10 protein-coding genes are annotated in these 8,341 nt (G+C 70.4%); 8 read left to right on the top strand and 2 right to left on the bottom strand.

Translation table 11 applies throughout. The features are described 5' to 3' along the window. The coding region (gene pafA / locus VFB40_RS01495) for a Pup--protein ligase (RefSeq protein WP_324847415.1) at positions 1-1,154 on the top strand (1,154 nt) is incomplete at its 5' end. Between the two features lie 20 nt (positions 1,155-1,174). Continuing rightward, positions 1,175-2,215, top strand: a complete 1,041-nt coding sequence (locus VFB40_RS01490; protein ID WP_324847414.1) for an FKBP-type peptidyl-prolyl cis-trans isomerase — start codon at positions 1,175-1,177, stop codon at positions 2,213-2,215. A 175-nt stretch (positions 2,216-2,390) separates the two neighbouring features. On the opposite strand, the gene VFB40_RS01485 is transcribed toward VFB40_RS01490, so the two are convergent. Together VFB40_RS01485 and VFB40_RS01480 are read right to left on the bottom strand one after the other, a co-directional pair. Further along, complete coding sequence (locus VFB40_RS01485) at positions 2,391-2,765, bottom strand: FKBP-type peptidyl-prolyl cis-trans isomerase (RefSeq protein WP_324847413.1); 375 nt, start codon at positions 2,763-2,765, stop codon at positions 2,391-2,393. Positions 2,766-2,885: 120 nt separating this feature from the next. Further along, positions 2,886-3,959, bottom strand: coding sequence for a DUF3866 family protein (locus tag VFB40_RS01480; RefSeq protein WP_324847412.1), 1,074 nt, complete (start codon positions 3,957-3,959; stop codon positions 2,886-2,888). Positions 3,960-4,078: 119 nt separating this feature from the next. On the opposite strand from VFB40_RS01480, the gene VFB40_RS01475 reads away from it, so the two are divergent. The 6 genes from VFB40_RS01475 to VFB40_RS01450 all read left to right on the top strand — a co-directional run. After that, positions 4,079-5,131, top strand: coding sequence for a helix-turn-helix transcriptional regulator (locus VFB40_RS01475; protein WP_324847411.1), 1,053 nt, complete (start codon positions 4,079-4,081; stop codon positions 5,129-5,131). Beyond that, entirely contained in the window at positions 5,128-6,114 is a 987-nt protein-coding gene (locus VFB40_RS01470; RefSeq protein WP_324847410.1) for a helix-turn-helix transcriptional regulator, read from the top strand. The genes VFB40_RS01475 and VFB40_RS01470 overlap by 4 nt, the downstream gene beginning before the upstream one ends. Positions 6,115-6,417: 303 nt before the next feature. Then, a complete protein-coding gene (locus VFB40_RS01465) occupies positions 6,418-6,645 on the top strand; it encodes a hypothetical protein (protein ID WP_324847409.1) in 228 nt (75 codons plus the stop codon). Between the two features lie 82 nt (positions 6,646-6,727). Continuing rightward, positions 6,728-7,006 carry a twin-arginine translocase TatA/TatE family subunit gene (locus tag VFB40_RS01460; protein WP_324847408.1) on the top strand — a complete coding sequence of 93 codons (279 nt, stop codon included), beginning with the start codon at positions 6,728-6,730 and terminating at the stop codon, positions 7,004-7,006. Between the two features lie 42 nt (positions 7,007-7,048). Next, positions 7,049-7,939, top strand: a complete 891-nt coding sequence (tatC, locus tag VFB40_RS01455) for a twin-arginine translocase subunit TatC (protein ID WP_324847407.1) — start codon at positions 7,049-7,051, stop codon at positions 7,937-7,939. Between the two features lie 13 nt (positions 7,940-7,952). Then, on the top strand, positions 7,953-8,341 hold a 389-nt coding region (locus VFB40_RS01450; RefSeq protein WP_324847406.1), incomplete at its 3' end, for a diacylglycerol kinase family protein.

Here is an 8,341-nt window from a genome sequence, read left to right as displayed (position 1 = left end):
ACTCGATCTCCGACCTCGTCGTGCACGACAAGGCGGGGGAGCGGATCCTCGAGGGGCTCGTGCGCAGCGCCGAGCAGCGCCTCCGCGAGGAAGGCATCCGCGGCGAGGTCTTCCTCTTCAAGAACAACACCGACTCGGCCGGGAACTCCTACGGCTGCCACGAGAACTACCTGGTGACCCGGCACGGGGAGTTCTCCCGGCTGGCCGACGTGCTGATCCCGTTCCTCGTGACCCGTCAGCTGATCTGCGGCGCCGGAAAGGTGCTGCCGACCCCGCGCGGCGCGGTCTACTGCGTCAGCCAGCGGGCCGAGCACATCTGGGAGGGCGTCAGCTCCGCCACCACGCGCTCCCGCCCGATCATCAACACCCGGGACGAGCCGCACGCCGACGCCGAGCGTTACCGGCGGCTGCACGTCATCGTCGGCGACTCGAACATGAGCGAAACCACGATGATGCTCAAGGTCGGCGCGACCGACCTGGTGCTGCGCATGGTCGAGGCCGGCCTGGTGATGCGGGACCTGACGCTGGAGAACCCGATCCGGGCGATCCGCGAGGTCAGCCACGACCTGACCGGCCAGCGCCGGATCCGTCTCGCCAACGGCCGCGAGGTCTCCGCGCTGGAGATCCAGCGCGAGTACCTGAGCAAGGCCTCGGACTTCGCCGACCGGCGCGACCTGCGCACGAACTCGGTGGCCCGGGTGCTGGACCTGTGGGAGCGCACCCTGGACGCGATCGAGCTCGGCGACCTGTCCAAGATCGAGCGCGAGATCGACTGGGTGATCAAGTACCGGCTGATCCAGCGCTACCAGGAGAAGTACGACCTGCCGATCTCGCATCCGCGGGTGGCGCAGCTCGACCTCGCCTACCACGACATCAGCCGCCGCCGCGGCCTGTACTACCTGCTGGAGCGGCGCGGCATGGTCGACCGCACGGCGCGGGACCTGGACATCTTCGCGGCGAAGTCAGTGCCGCCGCAGAACACCCGGGCCAAGCTGCGCGGCGAGTTCATCAAGCGGGCGCAGGAGCAGCGCCGGGACTTCACCGTCGACTGGGTGCACCTGAAGCTGAACGACCAGGCCCAGCGCACCGTCCTGTGCAAGGACCCGTTCCGCTCCGTAGACGAACGTGTGGAGAAACTCATCGCTTCCATGTAGCGGCCTTGTAGGGTTGGCCCGTGTTGCATGAAAGACGGATGATCAGTCAGCGGGCCCGCTCCGGCGCGCGCCGCGGCCCGGCGCCCCTCAACAGGGGCGCGCTGCCGGTTCTCTCGCTCGCCTTGGCGGGCGCGCTCGCGGCGGGCTGCAGCTCGAACACGAGCTCGAACCAGGCCTCCGGCGGCGGCGGGTTACCGCAGGTCAGCGGGGCGGTGGGGCAGAAGGCCGTGATCACGCTGCCGAGCGGCGCCGCAGCGCCGACGAAGCTGGAGACCAAGACCCTGGTCCCCGGCAGCGGGGCCACCCTCGCCAGCGGTCAGCTCGCGGCGGTCAACTACACCGTCATGAACTGGACCGGGGCCAAGGAGCTCGGCGACACCTACTCGACCGACGGCGGAAAGACGCCGAACCAGCCGCAGGTGGTCACGCTGGGCTCCAGCAGCCTGCTGCCCGCCTGGAACACCGCGCTCACCGGCGCCCGCATCGGCAGCCGGATCGAGGTGGTCGCGCCGCCCGCCGACGCGTTCGGCAGCCAGGGCAACTCGCAGGCCGGGGTCGGCCCCACCGACGACCTGGTATTCGTGCTCGACGTCGTCGGGGGCTACCCGGCGACTGCCGACATCCCCGGCAAGCAGGGCGCACAGTCGGACGCGGCGCTGCCCAAGGTGACCGGCGACCCCGGATCCGGCAATCCGCAGGTGACGATTCCGTCCGGCGCCAAGCCGCCGGCCTCGCTGGTCGCGGACACGCTGATCCACGGCAGCGGGGAAACGGTGCAGAGCGGCCGCACGCTGGTCATCCAGTACACCGGCGTGGACTGGAACACCGGAAAGAACTTCGACTCCTCGTTCACCCGAAAGCAGGCGTTCAGCACCGTGATCGGCGCCGGCAAGGTGATCAAGGGCTGGGACCAGGGCCTGATCGGCAAGCATGTCGGGGACCGGGTGCTTCTGGTGATTCCGCCGGCGCTGGGCTATGGCCCGTCCGGCGGCCAGTCATCCGCAGGAATCGGCGCGAATGACACGCTGGTATTCGTCGTCGACATCGTCGACGCGCTGTAGCCGACGCTCAACCTCAGACGTAACCACGACTCTCGGAGCGCAACCACGGCCCCGAGGTGAGACGACTTAGCTGGCTGCCGGGTAGGGGGCACAGGCTGCGGAGCTTGCGTAGCCGCCTGTGCCCCCTAGCCGGCAGCAGCGCCAGCTCCTGTGCAACCCCTAGCCGGCTGCAATGTCAGCTAACGCCGAGCAGGTCCACCACGAAGATCAGCGTCTCGCCCGGCTTGATGACCGGCGGGGCGCCGCGGTCGCCGTAGGCGAGGTGCGCCGGGATGGTCAGCTGACGGCGGCCGCCGACCTTCATCCCGGCCACGCCGCGGTCCCAGCCCGCGATGACCCGGCCCTTGCCGAGCGGGAACTGGAACGGGGCGTTGCGGTTCCAGGAGGCGTCGAACTCCTCGCCGGTCGAGTGCGAGACACCGACGTAGTGCACGGTGACGTTGTGGCCCGAGGCCGCCTCTGGGCCGTCGCCCTCCCACAGGTCCTTGATCTCCAGATCGGCGGGCGGCGGGCCCTCCGGGAAGTCGATCTCCGGCTTCTGCAGTGCCATCTCGGCTCCGTTCCTCTCGGTCGATCATTTCGTCCGCTCCTACCCTGCCACAGCCGGGCCTGCGCCGGGCGCGGACGGTTGCGACGCCAGGGCTTGCGAGCGCGGCGTCCCGCGACCGGATCAGCGATCCAGCAGGCTTGCCGCCAAGCGCCCTGCCGCGGCCGCGGCGAGGAAGTTCGCCCGATCGGAGTCGGGTCCGCGACCCATGGTGGACAGGGCGACCGGACTGGTCGCCAACGCCTCATCCAGACCCGCGCAATCGATCTCGCGCACCGTGTGACGCGGCGTCAGTTCCTTGGCCTGCTCGCGCACCGCGTCCCAGAAAGCCCCAGCCTCCGCCGGTACAGCCACCTCCGCGGGGGAGAGGGCCACCCGGCCGTACGAGGTCAGGCTGTGGTGACTCAGGCCGCGGTGCCGCTCCCTCGCGTCGGCTTCCGAGACGCGCAGCACGCCGACCGGCCGGCCGCCGAGCACGCCGGCCGCGTTCACCGCCTCGCCGCAGGCCACTCCGGAGAAGCCCCAGCGAGTGCCGGTGCCGAGGTTCCCGGGGCCTTGGGTGACGATCGCGACCTCGGCTTGCAGGATCAGACGCGCGGCGAGCAGACCGGTGTGCACGGTGACGGTTTCCAGATCCCCGCCAAGGGCCTGCCCGACCGTGACCGAACCGATCAGCCAGCCGGCATCGCGTAGCCCTGCGACGGCACGCGAGAACCACAGCGGCAACGCGCCCCCGTCGCTCATCACATAAGCGATGCGCGTCCCAGGCCGGTCCGCCAGGATCGCGGCGCACACCGCGGGCAGCGCCGAATGCAGGTCCGCGGCGACGACCGGCATGCCGTCGAGGGAGTCGGCGTCCCGCAGAAGCTCGTGGTACGGGGAATCCTGCTCGTCTGCTCCTAACACAATGGCCTGCAGTGGTGTGTATCGAGCCTTGACCAGGTGCCCGGGACCGGGCGGCGCGTCCGGGGGGAGCCGGTCGGGCAGGGCGACGACCATCGCGTAGCCGCCTGTCCCCAGGCCCATCGTCTGCGCCGTCGTGTTGAGCAGCACCCGGTCGCCGACCGCGGGCTCGCCGGTCAGCAGCGGATAGGCCAGTGCCTTGACGGACTCGCCCTCCACATCGGCGGTCAGCTCCCGCGCTCCGCGCCAGGCACGGCCAAGGGCGGTAACGCGTCCTGCTCGCCAACTGATCACGGCGGCTAAGCCTATTGGGTATTGTGCGTCCCTTGGTGCGAAAGGCTGTGCCGACGCAGTAGCGTCGGAGTCGCACCGTTGGCAACGGGGTGCAGCGACGACGAGGAGGGAGTCGGCGTATGCCAGCGAGCAAGACCGAGCGGCTGGTCAACCTGGTGATCTGCCTGCTCGCGTCGCGGACCTTCGTCACGAAGGAGCGGTTGCGCGCGACTTTGGAGCCGTACCGCAACTGTCCGACGGATGAGGCGTTCGAGCGAATGTTCGAGCGCGACAAGGAGGAGTTGCGGGAGCTCGGCATCCCCCTTGAAGTGGGCACCGTCAGCGCCCTCTTCGAGGACGAGGTCGGCTATCGGATCGCCCCGGGGGAGTACGCGCTGCCGGAGCTGCACCTGGAGCCGGACGAGGCCGCGGCGATCGGGGTGGCCGCGCGATTCTGGCAGCAGGCGACGCTGGCGCAGGCCGCGTCCTCCGCGCTGCTCAAGCTCAAGGCGGCCGGGCTGGACGTCGGGGAGGCCGCGCCGGCCGGGATCGAGCCGCGGGTGCGGGTCGAGGCCCCGGCCTTCGAGCCGCTGCTCGAAGCCGTATACGACCGTCAGGTGGTGCGATTCTCCTACCGCCGCTCGGACGGGGAGGTGCGGGTGCGCGAGGTCGAGCCGTGGACCATCGACTCCTGGCGCGGCCGCTGGTACCTGGCCGGATTCGACCTCGGGCGCGACGCCGCGAGAGTGTTCCGGCTCGACCGGATCACCACCCCGGTGCTGCTGACCGGCCGCGCGCCGGAGCACAAGGTGCCGGACCGGCTCGACGTGCGCGCGCAGGTGGACAGGTTCGCCGAAGGCAGCAGCGCGGACCTCGGTCCGGCGACGCTCCGGGTACGCGTGGGCACCTGCTTTCCGCTGCGCCGCGGCGCCTCCTCGATCGTCGAGGGCGACGACGGCTGGGACACGATCGTGATCACCGCGTACGCCGACACCGCCGGCTGGCTCGCCGAATACGGTCCGGACGTGGTGGTGCTCGATCCGCCCTCGCTGCGAGCAGGAGTGATCGCCACCCTCCGCGCCATCGCGGCGCCCGTCTCGGCTCCGGTGGGCGCGCAGGCGCAGGGCCCGATGCTCGCGGTCGACGGCGTAAGCGGCGGCAAGCACCACAAGCGGCTGGAGGTGGCGTCGTGAGCACCGCGGTCTCACAGGTCGAGCGGCTGCTGAACCTCGTGCCGTACCTGCTCAGCCACCCCGGCACGACGGTCGACCAGGTCGCGGAGGAGTTCCGTGTCACCACAAAGCAGGTCGCCAAGGACCTCAACGTGCTGTGGTTCTGCGGGCTGCCCGGGGGCTTCGCCGACGATCTGATGGAGGCGCACGTCGAGGAGGGCGGCGCGATCCATCTGGAGAATGCCGCGAAGCCGATCGTCAGGCCGCTGCGCCTCTCCACCCGCGAGGCGGTCGCGTTGCTGGTCGCGCTGCGGGCGCTGGCGCAGGTGCCGGGGATCGCGGACCGGGACGCGCTGGACCGCGCGGTGGCGAAGCTGGAGAGCGCGACCGGCGAGGCCGCGCGGGTCGCCGAGCGGCTTTCGGTGGCTTTCGAGGCGCGCGACGTGGTCTTCGAGGCGGCGCAGCGGGCCTTGGCCGAGAAGCGGCTGGTGCATCTGCGCTACTACGTGCCCTCGCGCGACGAGGTGACCGAGCGGGACGTGGACCCGATGCGGGTCGCGCTGCTGGCCGGGCGGGCCTACCTGGAGGGCTGGTGCCGCGCCTCGCAGGCGGTGCGGGTCTTCCGGCTCGACCGCGTCGTCGGGATCGAAGTACTCGACCTTCCGGCCGAGCCGCCCGCGGACGCCAAGGGCCTTGACCTCACCGAGGAGGCGCCCGCCTCCGCGCTGCGCGTGAGCGAGGACGCGCCGCTGGTGACGCTGGAGTTGGCACCGGAAGCCCGCTGGGTGCCCGAGTACTACCCCTGCGAGAGCGTCGAGGAGGACCCGGAGCGCGACGGCTGGCTACGCGTGACCCTGCGCGCCCCGGACCAGGACCGGATCAGGAGGCTGGTGCTGCGGCTCGGCGGCGCGGCGCGGGTGCTGGCCCCTGAGCAGTTCGCCGACAAGGTCCGCGACACGGCCGCCGCGGCGCTGGCAGCATACGGAGCGGACGCCGTGTCGTGACCCCGAGCTCGGACGGCGCGAAGGCAGTACGCGTACGTTGTGAGGGCTGCGGGCCGCGCGTCGTCACGCTTTCCTCGGTGCGCTTGCTGGGGCGGACTGGGCGCTGGGAGTACTCGTTCACGTGCCCTGGTTGCGGCGCACGGGTACGCCGGTCCGCGGACGACGCACTGCGTGACGCACTGCGCGATGCGGGGGCAGCGGAGTTGAGCGTGTACCGCAACGACAACGCGGATGGCGCGCCGGACCGATAGGGCCTGAGACGTCGCTACGAGAGTGCGACCGACACCGAGTAGGGTCGTCTCCGTGATGCTCTGGGTCATCGTCGGGGTGAGTCTCGCCGTGGCGGCGCTTGCCGCGATCGGCTTCTTCGCGTTCGGCGTCTTCCGCGCCGCGAAGGACGTGTCCAAGGAACTGGCCCGCGCCAGTCGGTTGCTGACGGACGCCGCCGAGCCGGTCAAGACGGGTCTGGCGCAGGTGGCGCTCGGCAACGGCTCGCGTTCCCGGCCCGCTTCCTCCGACGCGGACCAGTAACCGCGGACCGTCGGCCGCGTGAGGTGCTGATCGGGGGCTGACCGTTGACAAGGTCCGCGACCGGCTGAAACGTTAAGGCGGCATGGCGATTCGGTCCGCCTTGCCCGCGGACCTGCCGTTGAAAGGGCGCGTCACGATGTTGCTTCGTGCTGAAGGGCTGTTCCTCGTCATCGCGATCGGCCTGATCCTTTTCGGGTGGAAGCGGTTGCCCGGTGCGATGCGCGATCTCGGCAAGACCCGCCGTATCCTCAAATCCGAGGCACAGGCGTTGCGCGACGACGTCCCGCCGCCGCAGAAGCGCACGATCGTGGCGGATCCGGCGGAAGTGGTCGACCGCACCCCCGGAAGCCCGCGGCAATGACAGGCAGCACCATCACGACGACGAGGACGGGTGGCACCGGACGTGGCTGGTAAGGCCGGACGCTCGGCGGACGACGCGGCGCGGATGCCGCTCATGGAGCACATCCGTGAGCTGCGCTCGCGGCTGATCAGGTCGGCGCTGGCGATCGTGGTCGCCGGGATCGTCGGCTTCGTCTTCTACCGCCACATCGTCAGCGTGCTTGAGACCCCGATCTGCAACATCAAGTCGATCCACGGGGTCGGTCAGCCCACTAAGGACTGCCGCAACGGCGTGCTGGTGCTGGTCGGGCCGAGCGCGGGCATCACCCTGGCGTTCAAGATCGCGATGTTCTCCGGCATCGTGCTCGCCGCGCCGGTGTGGATGTACCAGCTGTGGGCCTTCCTCGCACCCGGGCTGTACAAGAAGGAGAAGAAGTACAGCCTGACCTTCATCGGCGCGGCCATCCCGCTGTTCGCGGCCGGCGCGGCGCTGTGCTACGTGTTCTTCCCGACCATCCTGCGGGTACTGATGGGCTTCGTGCCCTCGGGTGTCGCGGCCCAGTTGCCGCTGGACCAGACCCTGGTGTTCTTCCTGCGGATGATGGTGGTCTTCGGGGCCTCCTTCGTGCTGCCGCTGATCCTGGTGCTGTTCAACTTCATCGGGATCCTGAGCGGCGACCGGATGCGGCGGCACTGGCGCGTGGTGGTGCTGGCGATCTTCGTGTTCTCCGCGATCGCGGTGCCCACCGGCGACCCGATCGGCATGAGCGTGCTGGCCATCCCGATCTGCCTGCTCTACTTCGGCGCCATCGGCATCGCGCTGGCCAACGACAAGCGGCGGGCCGCGCGCCAGGCCGCCGACCCGATCCACCAGCTTTCCCCGGACGAAGCCTCCTCGCTCGACCTGACGCCCGCGCCGATCGAACGGGCCGACAGCCTCGAAGACATCTCGTGACCGCGGTCCGCGGGTGAGCGGGCCGCTGCGGCCGGCGCTCGTCATCAATCCCACCTCGGGTAAGGGGAAGGGGCGCGAGTACGGCGAGCGTGCCCGAGCCGCCCTCGAAGCCGCGGGACACGACGTTCGCCTCGTCATCGAGCAGAGCGCCGAACAGTCCGCGAAGAGGGCCCGTGCGCTCCTGGACGACGACGCGGACAGTGTCGTCGTAGTCGGCGGCGACGGCATGGTCAGCCTCGGCCTGCAGCTGGTCGCCGCGACTGGCGTCCCGCTCGGTGTCATCCCCGCCGGTACCGGCAACGACGTGGCGCAGTACCTCGGCCTGCCGCTGCGTGACCCGGAAGCCGCCGTGCAGATCGTGTCCGCGGGGCACACCGACGATTTCGACCTTGGCCGGATCAG

The organism is Actinocrinis sp. (assembly GCF_035650855.1).
Taxonomy (GTDB): Bacteria; Actinomycetota; Actinomycetes; order Streptomycetales; family Catenulisporaceae; genus Actinocrinis.
This window is presented reverse-complemented; position numbering and strand designations above follow the sequence as displayed.

Excerpts from the sequence above, each read along its gene's own strand:
- VFB40_RS01485 (WP_324847413.1), bottom strand. The coding sequence starts at position 2,765 with ATGGCACTGCAGAAGCCGGAGATCGACTTCCCGGAGGGCCCGCCGCCC.
- VFB40_RS01475 (WP_324847411.1), top strand. The coding sequence starts at position 4,079 with ATGCCAGCGAGCAAGACCGAGCGGCTGGTCAACCTGGTGATCTGCCTG.
- VFB40_RS01460 (WP_324847408.1), top strand. The coding sequence starts at position 6,728 with ATGGCGATTCGGTCCGCCTTGCCCGCGGACCTGCCGTTGAAAGGGCGC.